This window comes from Microbacterium jepli, from assembly GCF_047237905.1.
Lineage (GTDB): Bacteria > Actinomycetota > Actinomycetes > Actinomycetales > Microbacteriaceae > Microbacterium.
The window spans coordinates 510,397-527,274 of sequence record NZ_JBDFLW010000003.1 but is presented as its reverse complement, the minus strand read 5'-3'; the positions used below and the strand labels follow the sequence as shown (position 1 = coordinate 527,274).

Annotated in this window: 15 protein-coding genes; 5 read left to right on the top strand and 10 right to left on the bottom strand. The window is 70.2% G+C overall.

Going from position 1 to position 16,878, the window contains the following annotated elements; all coding sequences use genetic code 11:
- Nucleotides 1-70 precede the first annotated feature (70 nt).
- Nucleotides 71-1,924: a glutamine--fructose-6-phosphate transaminase (isomerizing) gene (gene glmS, locus ABC304_RS03120; RefSeq protein ID WP_412928887.1), complete on the bottom strand. Its 1,854-nt coding sequence runs from the start codon at nucleotides 1,922-1,924 to the stop codon at nucleotides 71-73.
- A 68-nt stretch (nucleotides 1,925-1,992) separates the two neighbouring features.
- Nucleotides 1,993-2,946 carry a type I pantothenate kinase gene (gene coaA, locus ABC304_RS03115; RefSeq protein WP_412928885.1) on the bottom strand — a complete coding sequence of 318 codons (954 nt, stop codon included), beginning with the start codon at nucleotides 2,944-2,946 and terminating at the stop codon, nucleotides 1,993-1,995.
- 129 nt (nucleotides 2,947-3,075) lie between these two features.
- Here coaA and ABC304_RS03110 point away from each other — a divergent pair, with 129 nt between their 5' ends.
- Both ABC304_RS03110 and ABC304_RS03105 read left to right on the top strand, forming a co-directional pair.
- A complete protein-coding gene (locus ABC304_RS03110) occupies nucleotides 3,076-3,627 on the top strand; it encodes a YdcF family protein (RefSeq protein ID WP_412928884.1) in 552 nt (183 codons plus the stop codon).
- Between the two features lie 9 nt (nucleotides 3,628-3,636).
- Complete coding sequence (locus ABC304_RS03105; RefSeq protein WP_412928883.1) at nucleotides 3,637-4,563, top strand: Ppx/GppA phosphatase family protein; 927 nt, start codon at nucleotides 3,637-3,639, stop codon at nucleotides 4,561-4,563.
- Here ABC304_RS03105 and ABC304_RS03100 read toward each other — a convergent pair.
- From ABC304_RS03100 to ABC304_RS03070, 7 genes are all read right to left on the bottom strand, one after another.
- Nucleotides 4,542-4,697, bottom strand: a complete 156-nt coding sequence (locus ABC304_RS03100; RefSeq protein WP_412928882.1) for a hypothetical protein — start codon at nucleotides 4,695-4,697, stop codon at nucleotides 4,542-4,544. The two genes, ABC304_RS03105 and ABC304_RS03100, sit on opposite strands and share 22 nt — an antisense overlap.
- Before the next feature lie 352 nt (nucleotides 4,698-5,049).
- The gene (locus ABC304_RS03095; protein WP_412928881.1) at nucleotides 5,050-5,904 is read right to left on the bottom strand and encodes a helix-turn-helix domain-containing protein; all 855 of its coding nucleotides are present in this window, start codon (nucleotides 5,902-5,904) and stop codon (nucleotides 5,050-5,052) included.
- A 4-nt stretch (nucleotides 5,905-5,908) separates the two neighbouring features.
- On the bottom strand, nucleotides 5,909-7,546 hold the full coding sequence (locus ABC304_RS03090) for a tyrosine-protein kinase domain-containing protein (protein WP_412928879.1): 1,638 nt from the start codon (nucleotides 7,544-7,546) through the stop codon (nucleotides 5,909-5,911).
- A gap of 183 nt (nucleotides 7,547-7,729) precedes the next feature.
- A complete protein-coding gene (glmM, locus tag ABC304_RS03085) occupies nucleotides 7,730-9,088 on the bottom strand; it encodes a phosphoglucosamine mutase (protein WP_412928878.1) in 1,359 nt (452 codons plus the stop codon).
- 14 nt (nucleotides 9,089-9,102) lie between these two features.
- Nucleotides 9,103-9,609, bottom strand: coding sequence for a 30S ribosomal protein S9 (gene rpsI / locus ABC304_RS03080; RefSeq protein WP_412928877.1), 507 nt, complete (start codon nucleotides 9,607-9,609; stop codon nucleotides 9,103-9,105).
- Between the two features lie 29 nt (nucleotides 9,610-9,638).
- Nucleotides 9,639-10,085 (bottom strand): 50S ribosomal protein L13, encoded by a 447-nt coding sequence (gene rplM, locus ABC304_RS03075; RefSeq protein WP_412928876.1) that lies wholly within the window; start codon nucleotides 10,083-10,085, stop codon nucleotides 9,639-9,641.
- Nucleotides 10,086-10,272: 187 nt separating this feature from the next.
- Nucleotides 10,273-11,523: a hypothetical protein gene (locus ABC304_RS03070; protein ID WP_412928874.1), complete on the bottom strand. Its 1,251-nt coding sequence runs from the start codon at nucleotides 11,521-11,523 to the stop codon at nucleotides 10,273-10,275.
- 116 nt (nucleotides 11,524-11,639) lie between these two features.
- On the opposite strand from ABC304_RS03070, the gene ABC304_RS03065 reads away from it, so the two are divergent.
- The 3 genes from ABC304_RS03065 (at nucleotide 11,640) to ABC304_RS03055 (ending at nucleotide 15,746) form a co-directional block, all read left to right on the top strand.
- Nucleotides 11,640-13,226 (top strand): tyrosine-protein kinase domain-containing protein, encoded by a 1,587-nt coding sequence (locus ABC304_RS03065; protein WP_412928873.1) that lies wholly within the window; start codon nucleotides 11,640-11,642, stop codon nucleotides 13,224-13,226.
- 1 nt (nucleotide 13,227) lies between these two features.
- Nucleotides 13,228-13,836 carry an arsenate reductase/protein-tyrosine-phosphatase family protein gene (locus ABC304_RS03060; protein ID WP_412928872.1) on the top strand — a complete coding sequence of 203 codons (609 nt, stop codon included), beginning with the start codon at nucleotides 13,228-13,230 and terminating at the stop codon, nucleotides 13,834-13,836.
- Nucleotides 13,837-14,117: 281 nt separating this feature from the next.
- Nucleotides 14,118-15,746: a sugar transferase gene (locus tag ABC304_RS03055; RefSeq protein ID WP_412928870.1), complete on the top strand. Its 1,629-nt coding sequence runs from the start codon at nucleotides 14,118-14,120 to the stop codon at nucleotides 15,744-15,746.
- A gap of 74 nt (nucleotides 15,747-15,820) precedes the next feature.
- Here ABC304_RS03055 and ABC304_RS03050 read toward each other — a convergent pair whose 3' ends face one another.
- On the bottom strand, nucleotides 15,821-16,873 hold the full coding sequence (locus ABC304_RS03050; protein ID WP_412928869.1) for a glycoside hydrolase family 5 protein: 1,053 nt from the start codon (nucleotides 16,871-16,873) through the stop codon (nucleotides 15,821-15,823).
- Between the last annotated feature and the right edge of the window lie 5 nt (nucleotides 16,874-16,878).

Here is a 16,878-nt window from a genome sequence, read left to right as displayed (position 1 = left end):
AGGGCGAAACCCTTCGTCTCGCCGGCCGAGTGCTGTTTCGCGGTCAGCCCGCGCCGCGGAACGGCGCGCTCTACTCGACGGTGACGGACTTCGCCAGGTTGCGCGGCTGGTCGACGTCGAGACCCTTCGCCATCGACAGCCCCATGGCGTAGATGTGCAGCGGGATGACGGCCAGCAGCGGCTCGAAGAGGGGTCCGGCGAGCGGGATGCGCAGCACTTCGTCGGCGTGCGGCAGCACCGCGGCGTCGCCCTCCTCGGCGATCGCGATGACGCGCGCGCCGCGGGCGCGGATCTCCTCGATGTTCGAGACGACCTTCTTGTGCAGCTCGGCGGACTCGCGCGGCGACGGAACGATGACGAAGACGGGCTGGCCGGCCTCGATCAGCGCGATCGGTCCGTGCTTGAGCTCGCCGGCGGCGAAGCCCTCCGCGTGGATGTAGGCCAGCTCCTTGAGCTTGAGCGCCCCCTCCATCGCGATGGGGAACCCGACGTGGCGTCCGAGGAAGAGCACCGAGCGGGTGTCGGCCATCCAGTGCGCCAGCTGCTCGATGCGCCCCTGCTCCTCGTCAATGATGCGGCGGATCTTCGCCGGGATCGACTCGAGCTCGCGGACGTGCTGTTCCGCCTCGACGGCGCCGAGGGTGCCGCGCACCCGGCCGACGTGCAGGCCGAGGAGGTACAGCGCGGTGATCTGCGCGACGAACGCCTTGGTGGAGGCGACGGCGACCTCGGGGCCGGCGTGCGTGTAGACGATCGCGTCGGATTCGCGCGGGATCGTCGCGCCCTGGGTGTTGCAGATCGAGAGGGTCTTCGCGCCGCGCTCGTGGGCGTACTTGACGGCCATGAGCGTGTCCATCGTCTCGCCCGACTGGCTGATCGACACGACGAGCGTGTCGTCGCCGATCACGGGGTCGCGGTAGCGGAACTCGTGTGCGAGCTCGACGTCGACGGGGATGCGCGCCCACTGCTCGATCGCGTACTTGCCGACCTGGCCGGCATACGCGGCGGTGCCGCAGGCGACGATGATGACGCGGTTGATGCCGGCGAACAGGTCGTCGAGACCGTCCAGCTCGGGGATCTCGACCTGGCCCTCGTGGATGCGGCCGCGGATGGTGTTCGCGACGGCCTCGGGCTCCTCGCTGATCTCCTTGGCCATGAAGCTCGACCATCCGCCCTTGTCGGCGGCTGCGGCATCCCACAGCACCTCGAACGGCTCGACCTCGACGTCGTCGCCGTCGAAGTCGGTGACGGTGACGCCCTCGGGCGTGATCGCGACGATCTGGTCCTGGCCGATGGCGAGCGCGTTGCGCGTGTGCTCGACGAACGCCGCGACGTCGGAGCCGAGGAAGTTCTCGCCCTCGCCGAGGCCGATCACCAGCGGTGAGTTGCGGCGGGCGCCCACGACGAGGCCGGGGTGGTCCTGGTGCATGGCGAGCAGGGTGAAGGCGCCCTCGAGGCGCACGACGACCGCGCGGAACGCGGCCTGCAGGTCGCCGCCGGCGGCGTGGTACTCGCGGCCGAGCAGGATGGCCGCGGCCTCGGTGTCGGTCTCGCTGCGGAAGGTGTAGCCCTCCGAGAGCAACTCGGCCTTGATCTCGGCGAAGTTCTCGATGATGCCGTTGTGGATCAGCGCCAGCTTGTCGTCGTCGGCGAGGTGCGGGTGCGCGTTGCCATCGGTCGGGCCGCCGTGCGTGGCCCACCGCGTGTGGCCGATGCCGGTCGTCCCCGCGGGCAGCGGGTGGGCGGCGAGGTCGTCGCGCAGCACCTTGAGCTTGCCCGCGCGCTTGCGCATGCCGAGGCCGCCGTCGTGGTCGATGACGGCGACGCCGGCGGAGTCGTATCCGCGGTATTCCAGCCGGGCGAGTCCCGCCACGAGGATGGGCTCACTGGGACGAGGACCCACGTATCCGACGATTCCGCACATGACCTCCATGCTACGAGGGAGGGTATGCGAGGAGCCTGAACGAAACGGATGCCGCGGGTCGCGCCGCCTCAGAGCTTGCGCAGGAGCACGCGGTCGACGGTGTGCTGGGCGGACTTCTGGAGGATGAGCGTCGCCCGGTGGCGGGTGGGCAGCACGTTCTCGACGAGGTTCGGCAGGTTGATGCTCGACCAGTAGCCGAGGGCCGTCTCGTGCGCCTCCTCGTCGTTCATCTCGGCGAAGGCGTTGAAGTAGGAGGACGGGTTGGCGAAGGCGCCGTTCTTCAGGGCCATGAAGCGGTCCACGTACCACTGCGCGATGTCGTCGGGTGCGGCATCCACGTAGATGGAGAAGTCGAACAGCTCGCTGACGGAGACCTCGTTCGCGCTCGGCGGGGGCGCCAGCACGTTCAGTCCCTCGACGATGACGACATCGGGCCGGCGGACGGTGACCACGGCGTCGGGCACGATGTCGTAGCGCAGGTGCGAGTAGAAGGGGGCGCGGGCCACAGGGGCGCCGCTCTTGAGGTCGGTGAGGAACTCCAGCAGCGCGCGGCGGTCGTACGACTCCGGGAACCCCTTGCGGGCCATGAGTCCGCGGCGCTCCAGCTCCTCGTTGGGGTAGAGGAAGCCGTCGGTGGTCACCAGCTCAACCCGCGGGGTGTCCGACCAGCGGCTGAGCAGCTCGCGCAGCAGACGCGCGATGGTCGACTTGCCCACGGCCACCGACCCGGCGATGCCGATGAGGAAGGGCGTCGTCGTGTCGGGCTCGTGCAGGAAGGTGCTGGTGGACGCGCCGAGGCTCTTCGTCGCGCGCGCATACAGGCTGAGCAGCCGGCTCAGCGGCAGATAGACCTCCTGCACCTCCTGCAGGTCGAGCCGGTCTCCGAGCCCGCGCAGCTGCACCACCTCGGCGGCGGTGAGGGGCTGCTCCATCTCCGGAGCCAGCCGGGCCCAGTCCTCGCGGTCGAGCGCACGGTAGAGCGCGGAGGGCGGGGCGGCCGTGACGGCCTCGTCGGCTGGCATGGCGCCATCGTAACCGAGCGGATGCCGCGGTTCCGTGCCGTCGCGTCACAGCGAGCCGCGAGCACGGCGGGGTACCATCGGGCCCGACGGCCGCCGGCGCCCGCTCGAAGACCAGGGGAAGGCGGGCCGATGCGTTCGAGGCGCGAGTGGTGGGCAGTGATCACCGCTGCCGTCCTGTCCGTGCTGGCCGTCGTCGCGGCCGGCCTCCCCGTGTACGCCTTCCCGGCCGAGCAGCGCCCCGACCGGGCCGACGTGATCTTCATCATCGGCCCCATCACGAAGGCCCGCGCGCAGATGGCCGAGCAGCTGCGCGCCGACGGCGTGTCCGACCGCATCCTCGTCTCCATCCCCGCCGCGGGCCCGCAGTGGGCCGCGAAGAAGCTGTGCGCGCAGGACGGGGTCGTCTGCCGGCATCCCGAGCCGTTCACGACCAAGGGCGAGGCGGCGATGCTCACCGAGTACGCCCGGGAGGAGGGGCTCTCGACCGCCGCCGTCATCACCTTCACCCCGCACGTGGCGCGCACCCGCTACACCTTCGGGCGATGCTTCCCCGGCGAGAGCACCGTGGTCGGCGTCGACGACCCCATCTCCCCGATCGGCTGGATCTACCAGTACGCTTACCAGACCGCGGCGTTCGTCAAGGCCGCGGTCACGCCCTGCGCCACCCTGGCCGACCAGTAGTCTCGACGCGTGCGCCTGGGAGTCCTCGACATCGGTTCCAACACCGTCAACCTCCTGGTCGCCGAAGCGAGCCCCGGCGCGATGCCGGTCGCGACCACCTCGCACCGCAGCATCCTGCGTCTCATGCGCTTCCTGGAGCCCGACGGCTCACTGAGCGAGGAGGGCGTGCGGGCGCTGGAGGCGGCCGTCGACGACGCGCGGCGGGTCGCCGAGCGCGAGCACGTCGCGGCGTTCCTGACGATCGCGACGTCGGCCCTGCGCGAGGCGACGAACGGCGCGGAGGTCATCGCGCGCGTCGAGGCCGTCACGGGCGTGCCGCTGCAGGTGCTCGACGGACCAGGCGAGGCGCGGTTCACCTTCCTCGCGATCCGGCGGTGGTTCGGATGGTCGGCCGGCGAGATCCTCATGCTCGACATCGGCGGAGGATCGCTCGAGGTCGCTGCCGGCGCCGACGAGCTGCCCGACGTGGCACTCTCCCTGCCGCTGGGCGCCGGCCGGGTGACCGTCGGCTTCCTCCCCGACGACCCGCCCACCGAGCAGCAGATGGGCGACTTGCGGGCGCACGTCCGCGCCCGGCTCGCGCCGGTGCTCGAGGCGATGTCCGGCCGCACCGCACCGGATCACGTCGTGGGATCGTCCAAGACGATCCGCTCGCTGGCGCGCCTGGCGGGCACCTCCGCCCCGGGATGGGGCGAGAGCGAGCGCCTCATCCTGACGCGCGCGGCGCTCAAGGACTGGATCCCGCGGATGGCGGCGATGCCCGCCGACGCGCGGCAGCAGCTGCCGGGCATCACCCCCGAGCGCACGTTCCAGGTCGTGGGCGGCGCGGTCGTTCTGCACGCGACGATGAAGGCGCTCGACGTCGACGAGCTCGAGGTGAGTCCCTGGGCCCTCCGCGAGGGCGTGCTGCTGCGCTACCTCGAGACGCTCGACTGACGCCTGCCGTCGAGCTCGCCGACGGACGATGCGCCGATCGCCGTCGCGATGACGGACGCCGACCACGCGGCGCTCTTGCGGACGCGACGGATGACGTTCCGGTCGCCGTTCTCATGGTCCAGGTTCTCGGTCATGATCCCTCCCAAAGGGTTCATTCGCGGCACCGTCCCCACGGGTTCATCGCCGGCAACACCACGGCGGTCTCCGATGAAGGGTTCCCCCATGTTGCCTGTCGCGAATCAGCCCCAGCTGCCCCCGCGGTCCGCTCCGCGCGTCGATCCTTCGGGTCACGACGTCCGAGCGTGACGACCCGGATGACTGCTCCGGGCCACGATGGACGATCGCCGTTCGGGTGCGATCTGCCGTCTCCATCATGGCGCGCTCCGGCCGGCGGAGGGCGGCGCGGGGAATCGTGTCGCCGGACGGCGCCGTGAAGCACCACACCTGGCGCTCGATGGCGCAGGAGTCGCGGCCTCGGACCGGGTGTCAGTGGGCGCGGGAGGTGCGACGCACGCGGGCGGGCGACTCGAACCCTTCGGCCGCCATCGCCCTCGCGAGGCTCGAGCCGCCGGCGAACCCGGAGTACTGCCCGATCTGCTCCACGCTCAGCGAGTCGTAGGAGCGGTCGCGGAGCAGGGCGACCGCGTGCTGCACACGCGCGCGGCGGATCTCGCGCTCCACAGTCGTGGACCTCGCCTGGAAGGCGCGCTGCAGCTGGCGCAGCGAGAGGTTGAGGTGGCGGGCGACGCTCCGCGGCGAGAGGGCCGGATCGGCGCGCTGGGCGGTGATCGCCGCCACGGCCTGCAGGAACGTGCCCGGACCCTGCGGCACGGGCGTGGAGGCCGACGCGCTGACGAGCAGGCCGATCATCATCTCCTGCAGCAGCCGCTCGAAGTAGTAGGCCGTGAACCCCGAGATCTCATCGCTCTGCGCACGACCCGCGCGACCGATGAAGTCCATCGTGGGCGCGAGCAGCGGGTTGTCCTTCGTGATCACCCGCACCTCTCCGCCGCGCGGCGTCTCCACACCGGCGAAGGCGTCGCGGGGCACGAGGAGCGACAGCACCTCGACGTCGCCGCGGAGCGCGAGCGGCGGCGTGCGGTCGGCGGCGGCGAAGGCGTCGCCCGCCAGGAACCGCCGCGGGCCGACGGCCGTCTCGGCGATGACCGCTCCGGTGCGCACCGCGTGCAGCCCGACGGCCTCGGGCCCGGCGTCCAGCCGGAGCGGCGCCTCCCCCTCGGGCACGAAGCTGTGACGGATCCGGGCGGTGCCGAACACGGCGACCGTCGCCGAGCGCGCGACCCGGCGGCCGGTGAGCACTGTTCCCTCTTCGCGCAGCATCACGTCACCTCTTGCTTCTGCGCGAGCGGCGCGTGGGGTCGGTCGAGACGACCGTCGGGCTGGCGGTGCCGGTCGAGACGACCGTCGGGCTGGCGCTGCCGGTCGCGGGCGAGCCCGTCGGTCCTGATGCGGGCCGCGTCGCGGACGACGAAGAAGGGGTGGATGCTGCGCCCGGCGCGCCGGCGGAGACCATGGTCCCCGCGGTGTCCTCGGTGAGGTCGATGTCGAACCCGTCCTCGCCGCCCTTGGAGCGGTAGTAGTCCCCGGCGTAGCGGTAGTCGTGGTAGCCGCCGCGGCCCTTGCGCGGCACGCGGTTGAGCACGACGCCCAGCGCCCGCGAGCCGGCGCGCTCGAGGTTCTGCAGCGCCTTGGTGAGGGCCTCGAACGTCGTCTTGCCCACGCTCGTAATGATGATGGCGCCGTCCGCGCTGTGACTGAGCACCGCGGCATCCGTCACCGGGATCAGCGGCGGCGCGTCCACGATGACCGTGTAGTCCTTCGCGAGCGTCCGCAGCAGGTTCTTCATGCGCTCGGAGCCGAGCACCTCGCTGGGGTTCGGCGGCAGCTTGCCGGCGCCGAGCACCAGCAGGTTGCCCTTTCGGCCCACGCGCTGGGCGACGTCCTCGACGGTCGCCCGTCCGGCCAGCACGTCGGTGACGCCCACGCCGTCGACGAGGCGGAAGATCGTCGCGACCATCGGGCGGCGGAGGTCGCCGTCGATCAGCACGACCTTCGAACCGTTGGCGGCGAGCGTGATGGCCAGGTTCGCGCTCGTGGTCGACTTGCCGTCGCCGGGGAGCGGGCTCGTGACGACGATGACCCGCGGCGGGTTGTCGACGTCCATGAACTGGAGGTTGGTGCGCAGCTCGCGCATCGCCTCCGAGACGCCGAACAGGTCGGCGTGCGATCCGCTCGAGATGCCGTCGACGGGCAGCAGGCGGTTGTCGGCGGTGAAGGACTTCTCGTCGGGGATGGTGCCGACGACGGAGAGTCCCGTCTCCTTCTCCACTGCGTCGGCGGAGCGGATGCGACGGTCGAGGGTGTAGCGGAGCACCGCGTAGGCGATGCCGAGCACGAGACCGGCCAGGGCACCGAGCGCCAGGGCGATCCGCACGTTCGGCGAGCTCGGCGATGATGGCAGGCGGGCGGAGTCCCCGGGAACCAGCTGCACCGTCGCGAGGCTCGCGCCGCCGCTCGTCTCGAGGTTCTCGACCTCGGTGGCCATCGCGCGGATCCAGGCCTGCGCGAGATCGCGGGCGCCCTCCGGTGATGATGCGGATGCCACGACCTTGATGTTCACGGTGTCGGTCGGGTTGCTCACCTGCACGCGATTGACCAGCGACTCCGGGCTGGCGGTGAGGCCCAGCTCGTCGATGGCGTGCTCGGCGACGGCCCGCCACGAGCCGAGGTCGAGATAGGAGCCGACCTTCGACTTCGCCAGGTTCTCGGCCACCAGCGCGGAGCCGGCGTCGTTGCCCGACAGCTCCGAGCGCACGGGCGCGACGATCCCGCTCGCGTCGGCGCTGTAGACCTTCGGCTGGAGCAGCGTCCAGCCGAAGGCGCTCACGACGCCGACGGCCACCAGCAGGATCAGTCCGAGCCAGTGCGCGCGCAGGATGCGCAGATACGTCCTCAGTTCCACGGCCGATTTCCCCCTTCGTCGACCTCAGATCCTGACTGTAGGGCGAGCGCCGTTCAGGGTCCGCGCCGCCCGTCGCGGAACGCGCGAGTCTTGTCGCGTTACGATCCGCGCGGGGGCGGGAAGGTGGCGTCGGTGGGTGGCATGCCAAAGAAGCGCCACCGTGCGGCGCCTGAGGGGGAACCGCTAGAGCGCGAGACGCTCGCGGACGACGTCGGCGAGCTGCTCGCCGAGGCGATGGGCCGTGTGCTCGTCGGCGGCCTCGACCATGACGCGCACGAGCTGCTCCGTGCCCGACGGGCGCAGGAGCACGCGTCCGGAGGCGCCGAGCTCGGCCGTCGCCTCCGCGACGGCCTCCGCGACGCCCTCATCGGTGGTGGCGCGCGTGCGGTCCACGCCCTTGACGTTGATCAGCACCTGCGGGAACACCGTCATGATCGACGCGAGCTCGGCGAGCGTCTTGCGCTGGCGGGCCATCTCGGCGACGAGGTGGAGTCCGGTCAGCAGCCCGTCACCGGTTGTCGCGTACTCGCTCATGATGACGTGGCCGGACTGCTCGCCGCCGAGGGAGAAGCCGCCCTGGTCCATGCGCTCCAGCACGTAGCGGTCGCCGACCGACGTCTGCTCGACCGTGATGCCGTGCTCGGCCATCGCCTTGTGCAGGCCGAGGTTGCTCATCACCGTGGCGACGAGCGTGTCCTTGACGAGGTGGCCGCGCTCCTTCATCGCCACCGCGAGGATGGCCATGATCTGGTCGCCGTCGACGACCGTGCCGTCGGCGTCGACGGCCAGGCAGCGGTCGGCATCGCCGTCGTGCGCGATGCCGAGGTCGGCGCCGACCTCCCGCACCTTGCTGGCGAGCTGGTCGAGATGGGTGGAGCCCACGCCGTCGTTGATGTTCATGCCGTCGGGGTCGGCCCCGATCAGGGTCACCCGGGCGCCGGCGTCGCGGAAGGTCTCGGGCGACACCCCGGAGGCCGCGCCGTGCGCGCAGTCGAGCACGACGTGGATGCCGTCGAGCCGGTGCGGCAGGGAGCCGAGCAGGTGGATGACGTAGCGGTCCTCGGCGTCCGAGAAGCGCCGGATGCGACCGACACCCGCGCCGGTGGGCTGCAACTTCGGGCCGGACATGGCCGCTTCGATGCGCTGCTCGACGAGGTCGGGGAGCTTGACGCCGCCCCGCGCGAAGATCTTGATGCCGTTGTCGGGGGCCGGGTTGTGCGAGGCCGAGACCATCACACCGAAATCGGCGTCCATGTCGGAGATGAGGAACGCCGCGGCAGGGGTCGGCAGGACACCGGCTTCGAGCACGTCGACGCCGGATGACGCGAGTCCGGCAGCGACCGCGGCGGCGAGGAACTCACCCGAGACGCGCGGATCCCGCGCGACGACGGCGGTGAGGCGCTTGCCTGCGGCGCGACGCGCGTCGGCCGTACGGCCCTGGCCCAGGACGACGGCGGTCGCCTGGGCCAGGGAGAGAGCGAGGTCGGCGGTGAGGGGGCCGTTGGCCAGCCCCCGCACCCCGTCCGTGCCGAAAAGCGGCATCGGAGCGGTGCCGATCAGCGCTTCGAGTACTGAGGAGCCTTGCGGGCCTTCTTGAGACCCGCCTTCTTGCGCTCGATGACGCGGGCGTCACGCGACAGGAAGCCGGCCTTCTTCAGGGTCGGACGGTTGTTCTCGGCGTCGATCTCGTTCAGCGCGCGGGCGATGCCGAGGCGCAGGGCACCGGCCTGGCCCGAGGGGCCGCCGCCGGAGATGCGGACGATGACGTCGTACGAGCCGGTCAGGTTGAGCACCGTGAACGGGTCGGTGATCAGCTGCTGGTGCAGCTTGTTCGGGAAGTAGTCCTCGAACTCGCGACCGTTGACGGTGATGGTGCCGGAGCCGGGGACGAGGCGCACGCGGGCGATGGCCTGCTTGCGACGGCCCACCGCGGCACCGGGGACGCTGAGCACCGGGCGGGGCGCGGTGGCCTCGGCGGTCTCGTCGGCCGGAGTCTCGGTCGAGTAGTTCTGGAGCGCGTCGGCGGTGCCGGCGCTGTCGATGGAGTCGGAGATGTTCGCCACGAGTGTGTCCTTAGATGTCTGAGCGGCGCTTACTGGGCGACCTGGTCGATGATGTACGTCGACGGCACCTGGGCCGCGTGGGGGTGCTCGGCACCCCGGTACACCTTGAGCTTGCGCAGCTGGGCGGCACCCAGGCTGTTCTTCGGGAGCATGCCGCGGACGGCCTTCTCCACGGCGCGCTCGGGGTTCTTCTCGAGCAGCTCGGTGTACGTGACCGACTTCAGACCACCCGGGTAGCCGGAGTGGCGGTACGCCTTCTTCTTCTCGGCCTTCTGACCGGTCAGCACCACCTTGTCGGCGTTGATGATCACGACGAAGTCGCCCGAGTCGATGTGGTTGGCGAAGGTCGCCTTGTGCTTGCCGCGCAGGAGCGCCGCGGCGTGGGTGGCGAGACGGCCCAGGACGACGTCGGTCGCGTCGATGATGAGCCACTCGCGCTGGACTTCGCCAGCCTTGGGGGTGAAAGTGCGCGTCACAGTAGTGCTGCTTTCTTGAATCGAACGGAGAGGTTCGTGAATCCCGCTCCGGGGTGGTTCTCCGTGCAGAAGCACGGCGGAACACGCCAGTGGAGGGCTCACGTTCGCGGGCCGGGTCAGCAGAGCCGGACACCAAAGGTCAAGACTACGGCATCAGGATGCCGCGCCCAAATCCTGGAGGGATGCGTCAGCCGCCGACCGGCGCCTCGGGCTGGGTGGGCTCTGGCTGCGGGTCCGTGGGCGTCGGCTCGGGCTCGACGGGCGGGTCGACGGGAGGCTCGGTCGGCGCCCCTCCCCCGGTGCCCGGGTCGGCCGGCGGGTCCGTGGCGGGCGGAGTCGTCGGCTGGGCAGGCGATCCCCCACCGGAGGACGGCGGTGTGTAGGGGACGAAGATCCCGCCGTCGTCCGATCGACCGTCGTCGCGCGCCTCGATCTCGGCGATCGCCCGGTCGTTGTCCGCACGCAGGCTGTCGACGGCGCTCGCGTACGTCATCATCGCGGCCAGTCCCGACCCGCCGGCCTGCTGCTCGGCGGCGACGGCCACCAGCGCGGCGGTCACGCCGTCGCGGTAGGCGGCCTCGGCGGCGGTGTTCTCGGCGACGATCGTGGCGGCCGTCGTCGGCAGGGTCCCACCGAAACCGGACAGCGCGTCGATGAAGACCGCGCGCGACTGCTCGACGGCGGCGCGGGCCGAACGCGTGTCGTCGATCGCGACCTCGACCTGACCGGCGGTGGCGCGCACCCGGTCCAGCGCCGTGGCGACCTCCGTGAGCTCGCCGGAGGGCAGCGACGCCGAGACGTACTGAGGCGTGGACGCCGCCTTCTGCGCGGAGACGCTCGACCGCAGCTGGCCGAGAGCGCCGGTCGCCGTCACGCGGGCCGTCTCGTCGCTCTTCCCGGTGAGCGCGGTGAGCGTGGTGTCGGCCTCTTCGGCCAAGGCCGCAGCATCCTGCACCGCATCTTCGAACCGCGTCTGCGCGGTCTCCAGGGCGGAGACGTGGTTGCGGAGGTCTGCCTCCTCGGCGCGCAGGCTCTGCTGGGCCTCGCGCACGTCTCCCGACGTGGCCTGCAGCGCGGTCGCCCCGGAGACGACGCCGACCACCGCGAGGACGGACACGATGGCCGTGACGGCCCCGATGCGGTCGAGGCCGACCATCTGGCGCATCTCACCGAAGCGGCTCGAGGCGGAATCCGCCGCGGGCGCGTCCGACGATCCGGCCGCTCTGGCGGGCTGCAGCGCGGGAGCCCGCTCGCCGACCACCGCGGCGAGCGCGGAGGCTCCGGCGGACGAGGTCTTCGACGTCGGCCGGGGCACCTCCGCCGAGCTCGCCGGACCTCCCACGACGTCGCGCAGGCGGGCGATCTGGTCGCTTCGCGTGCCGTCGACGGGTGCGGCTGCTGCGGGGTCGTCAGCGAACAGCTCGGAGAGGGAGGTCACGTCAAGCCAATCGGTCGGGCGGATCTCGGCGGGCGGCGGCGGGTTGAACGCCCGCTCGACGACAACTATAGAATTCGGGCAACGAGCACCGTGCGCTCCGGATACGCGGCCTTCGGGTGGTCGCGCACCAGGCGCCGCTCGAGGGGAACAGCTTCTTGGAACTGCGCGATTACGTCAGAATCCTTCACCGCAACTGGATCTTCATCGTGGCCCTGACCGTCCTCGGGGCGGCGGCTGGCTTCGGCTGGGCACTGCTCAAGACGCCGGAGTACCAGGCCACGACACAGCTCTACGTGTCGGTCCGTGCGAGCGACAGCGCCGTGGTCGGCGAGCTCGCGCAGGGCACGAACTACGCCCGCCAAGCGGTGACGAGCTTCGTCGACGTCGTCGACAGCGCCGCCGTCCTCGACCGCGTCATCGACGAGCTCGACCTCGACACCACCTCGGCGCAGCTCGCGCGTCAGGTGTCGGCATCCGTTCCCGCGAACACCGTCATCATCTCCGCGACGGTCACCGATCCGAATCCGGAGCAGGCGGCCGCCATCGCCAATTCCGTCGGCAAGAACTTCGCCGACGTCGTCGTGAACCGGCTCGAGAAGCCCGAGGGCGACGCCGCCAGCCTCGTCCGCATCGAGACCATCGAGCCGGCGCTCGTGCCGACCTCGACGTCGAGCCCGAACTTCCCGCTCAGCGTCGCCCTCGGCGCGCTGCTCGGCCTCGCGCTCGGCATGGCGTTCGCGGTGCTGCGCACCGTGCTCGACACGCGCATCCACTCGATCCACGACATCGAGGTGGTCACCGACAAGCCTCTCCTGGGCGGGATCGCCTTCGACGCGGACGCCAAGAAGCGCCCGCTGATCGTCCACGCCGACCCGATGAATCCGCGGGCGGAGTCGTTCCGCACGCTGCGCACGAACCTCCAGTTCGTCGGAGTGGACGCCGGCGCCGGCTCGCGGTCGTTCGTCATCACCAGCGCCGGACCGGGTGAGGGCAAGTCGACCACCACCGCGAACCTCGCCATCGCGCTGGCCGAGACGGGCGCCCGCGTGGCGCTGGTCGACGGCGATCTGCGCCTCCCCCGCGTCGCCGACTACATGGGCGTCGAGGGCGGATCCGGTCTCACCGACGTGCTGATCGGCAACGCCGAGCTCGTCGACGTCCTGCAGCGCTGGGGCCGGGGCAAGCTCTTCGTCCTGCCCTCGGGCCGCGTACCTCCCAACCCCGCCGAGCTGCTCGGCAGCCACGCCATGCAGCGCACGCTCGCGGAGCTGACCGAGGCGTTCGACTACGTGCTGGTGGACGCTCCCCCGCTCCTGCTCGTGACCGACGCCGCCGTGGTGTCGAAGTACACCAGCGGCGTGATCCTCATCGCCGCCTCGGGCAGCACAAAGCGCCCGCAGCTGGAGGCCGCCGTCAAGACCCTGAACGGCATCGGCAGCAACCTGCTCGGCGTCATCGTCACGATGCTCCCTTCCAAGGGACCCGACAGCTACGGCTACGGCAGCTACACCTACAGCGCGAACAACGACATCCGCTCCAAGGGCACCACGCGCGCCCAGCTGCGTCGGGAACGAGAGGACCAGGCGACCTCGGGGCCTGCGACCGATGCGGAGGTCGGGGCATCCGAACTCTTCGCGCCGGCAGGTTCCGCGGACTCCTCGAGCACCCCGGTCGAGCCCGTCAAGAGCTCGCGAGGCGTGTGAGGTGACGTTCCAGATCCTGACGGTGTGCACCGGCAACATCTGCCGATCGCCGCTGGCTGAGCAGCTGCTGCGTCGCGAGCTCAGCTCCTTCCTCGACGTGTCCGTGCGCAGCGCCGGCACCGGCGCGCTCGTCGGCGCCGGCATGCCCGACGAGGCTCAGGCCGTCGCGCAGCGCGCGGGGGTGACGGATGCCGCGGCCCACCGCGCCCGTCAGCTGCAGGCCGCCGACCTGACCGAGGCGGATCTGGTGCTGGCGATGGCCCGCGATCACCGCCGATCGATCGTGGAGCTCACCCCGGCGGCCACGCGTAAGGCCTTCACGGTCCGGGAGCTCGCGCGCATCGCCGCCGAGATCACCGACGAAGAGCTTCGCGACGAGGTCGACGGGGCGCTGTCCGTGGATGCGGCCCTGCGGTCGGTCGTCTCCCTCGCGTCGTCCTTCCGCGGCATCGTGCCCCCGCCCGAGGCTCCGACCGATCTCGACGTGATCGACCCCTACCGGCAGAGCACCGAGGTGTACGAGCTCTCGGGAGCCCAGCTGGTGCCCGCCACGGAGGCGGTCGTGGGTCTACTGCGCCGTGCCGTGGCTCTGATGCCCGCGGGACGCTGACGAATTCATCCCCGGAACGACATGTCCACACCCTCACGCGCCATGCGCGCCGGTGAGCGACGCCGACCGCTCCTCACGCGCGTGATCCACCACCCGATGAGGCCCGAGATCCACCGTGCGACGACCCCGAGATCAATTAACGCCAACGTAACCTCCCCGCTCAATACGGTGCTGTATCGGCGGGTAGCGTCACGATCCAAGGGAGTTCACAGCCGACCTCGCAGGTGCGTGGTGAACCTCGCACTGCGGGCCTGGCGTGACATCGCCGGAAAAGGGGCCACGTGAAAGTCGAACTCGACGTGCAGATCCCGGGCGAACGCGAAGCGGGCCCGGAACGGCACACACCGGAGCGCGTGACGCGTCCGGCCGGTCTTCTGCCGACACGCCCACGCGCCTCGAGCGCTCCGCCCGCGGAAGACCCCCAGTCCACACCCGCCGTCGCGCAGTTCGACCGGACTCCCCGATCGGGATTCCGCGGCTGGACCGCGGGGTACGCGCGCCGGCTGCTCTTCAGCGATCTCCTCGTGCTGGTGCTCGTCGTCTACGGCACGCAGGTGCTGTGGCTCGGCGTGGGCGCCGCGAAGGTCGCCATGGCCGCAGACTCGCGACTCACCGACGTCTCCTACTGGATGTTCTCCGCGCTCCTCGTCGTCCTGTGGATGGCGGGCCTGTCGATGGCCGACACCCGCAGTCCCCGCGTCGTCGGCACCGGGTCGATGGAGTACGTCCGCGTCGCGAACTCGAGCTTCGTCGTCTTCAGCGTCGTCATCATCGCCAGCTTCCTGCTGCAGTTCGATGTCGCCCGCGGCTACCTGCTGATCTCACTGCCCACCGGCATCCTGCTCCTCATGGCGGAGCGGTCGCTCTGGCGCCACTGGCTCCTGCGTCGCCGGCGCACCGGCGACTACTCCTCGCGGGTGCTGCTCATCGGCTCGGAGCAGTCGGTCGAGCGCATAGCGCACGAGCTCGCCCGCACGCCCGGTGCCGGCTATCACGTGGTCGGCGCCTGCATTCCGACCGGCCAGGTCGGCGCGACGATCGGCGACACCGGCATCCCCGTCATGGGCACCGTGAACGACATCAGCGCAGCGATGCGCGTCGTCGGAGCCGACACCGTGGTCGTCACGAGCACCGATGAGCTCCCCCCGTTCAAGGTCAAGCAGATCTCGTGGCAGCTCGAGGCCGGCCGTCAGCACCTCGTGCTCGCACCGAGCATCGTCGACATCGCCGGACCGCGCCTGCACACGCGCCCGGTCGCGGGCCTCCCTCTCATCCACGTGGAGACGCCCCGGTTCAGCAAGGGTCAGCTGTTCCTCAAGCGCATCACCGACCTGTCCGCGAGCCTTCTCGGCGTGATCGTGCTCAGCCCCGTCTTCGTGTTCCTGGCCGTCGCCATCCGGCTCAGCAGTGAGGGCCCGATCTTCTTCCGCCAGAAGCGTGTCGGTCTCAAGGGACGTGAGTTCACCATGCTCAAGTTCCGCACGATGGTCCCGGATGCGGAGGCACTGCTCCCCGGTCTGCTGGCCGAGCAGCGCGACGCGGGCAACGAGATCCTCTTCAAGATGACCAACGACCCGCGCGTCACGCCGATCGGCCGCGTCATGCGCAAGTTCAGCCTCGACGAGCTGCCCCAGCTGTTCAACGTCATCGGTGGCTCGATGTCGCTCGTCGGCCCCCGTCCCCCGCTCGCCAGCGAGGTCGAGAAGTACGCCGACCACGTGCACCGCCGCTTCCTCGCCAAGCCCGGCATCACCGGCGCCTGGCAGGTGGGCGGCCGCTCCACGCTCTCGTGGGAGGACTCGGTGCGCCTGGACCTCTCCTACGTCGAGAACTGGTCACTGGCGGGCGACGTGCTCATCGTGCTCAAGACCGGTAGAGCCGTACTGCGCCCCGGCAATTCGGCTGCCTGAGGCCAATAGACAACCTGCCATCAGAGTCGGGGCTGACGACATGCTGCGCCGTCATTGTTAACTGACAGGCAGGTTCAATCGAGGAACTGCTCGATGACCTTCGCCTGCGGACCACTGGAGTCGATGGCGGTGGATCCGGCGGAAGCAAAGTAGGCAGCCATATCGCCTGAATTCGGGACGGAGCTGGCGTTGAAATACATCACGTCCATCTCGAAGGAATCGGCCAGCTCGTACACGGCTGTGAAGACATCTGCCGTGCCGCTAGGAGCGCTGGCCTTCCAGCCGATTTCCCCGATGGAGCAATGGACGGCATTCCGCTGACACCAGAGACCGAAGTCACTCACTCTCTCCAGTAGACGAGCACGGCTTTCACCATTCTGACGGTAGAAGTGCTGCGAATAGACCAAAGCGTCGGCCGGGTCGTGCAAGGGCGATCCGTCCGCGGCAATGCGCGCGAATCCTCCAGGAGCTCCGCCTGGCACCGAGTCGATCCAGATGGCGTGATCGTCCCCAGCACTGCGGAGCGCATCTATCACCACCTGCACATAGTCGAAGTAAACGTCCACCCCTATTCGAGCGCGAGGCTCGTTGAAGAGGTTGTAGGCGGCGACGCGGTCGTCATCGCGGAAGCGGTCTGATATGGCCAGCCAGATCTTCCTTACGTCGGAAGGGCTGATGCCGTCCCCGCAGACGACGGAACCCGACACGTAGGCCCCCGGGCCCCAGGGGTAGGTGCAGCCGTTGTGCAGATCGAGGATGACGCGCATGCCAGCCTTGTCCGCCATGTCGACCTGCGATTCCAGGAGATCGAGATAATCAACCGAGACGGGCTTGCTCAGAGCATCGGTTGCGGATTGCCCTGGCGCGATGGGTTGAAGCTGCTGCCACGGAACTCCCAGTCGAACGACCGACATGCCCCGAGCGGCGAGATAGTCATAGGACGCCTGCGGATCCGCGGTTGTCGTTCCAGGCGCCGCGTCTCGTTGCAAGACGAGTGTGTAGAGGTTGACCCCCCTCAGATAATTCTTACCGGCCAGGTAGCTCTCGAGTGGCGTCTTTTCGGGTACACAGGCAGCGAGGCCTGCAGCAACCGCCGCCACCAGAGCAACCGCGATCAAGCGGCGCAAGACAT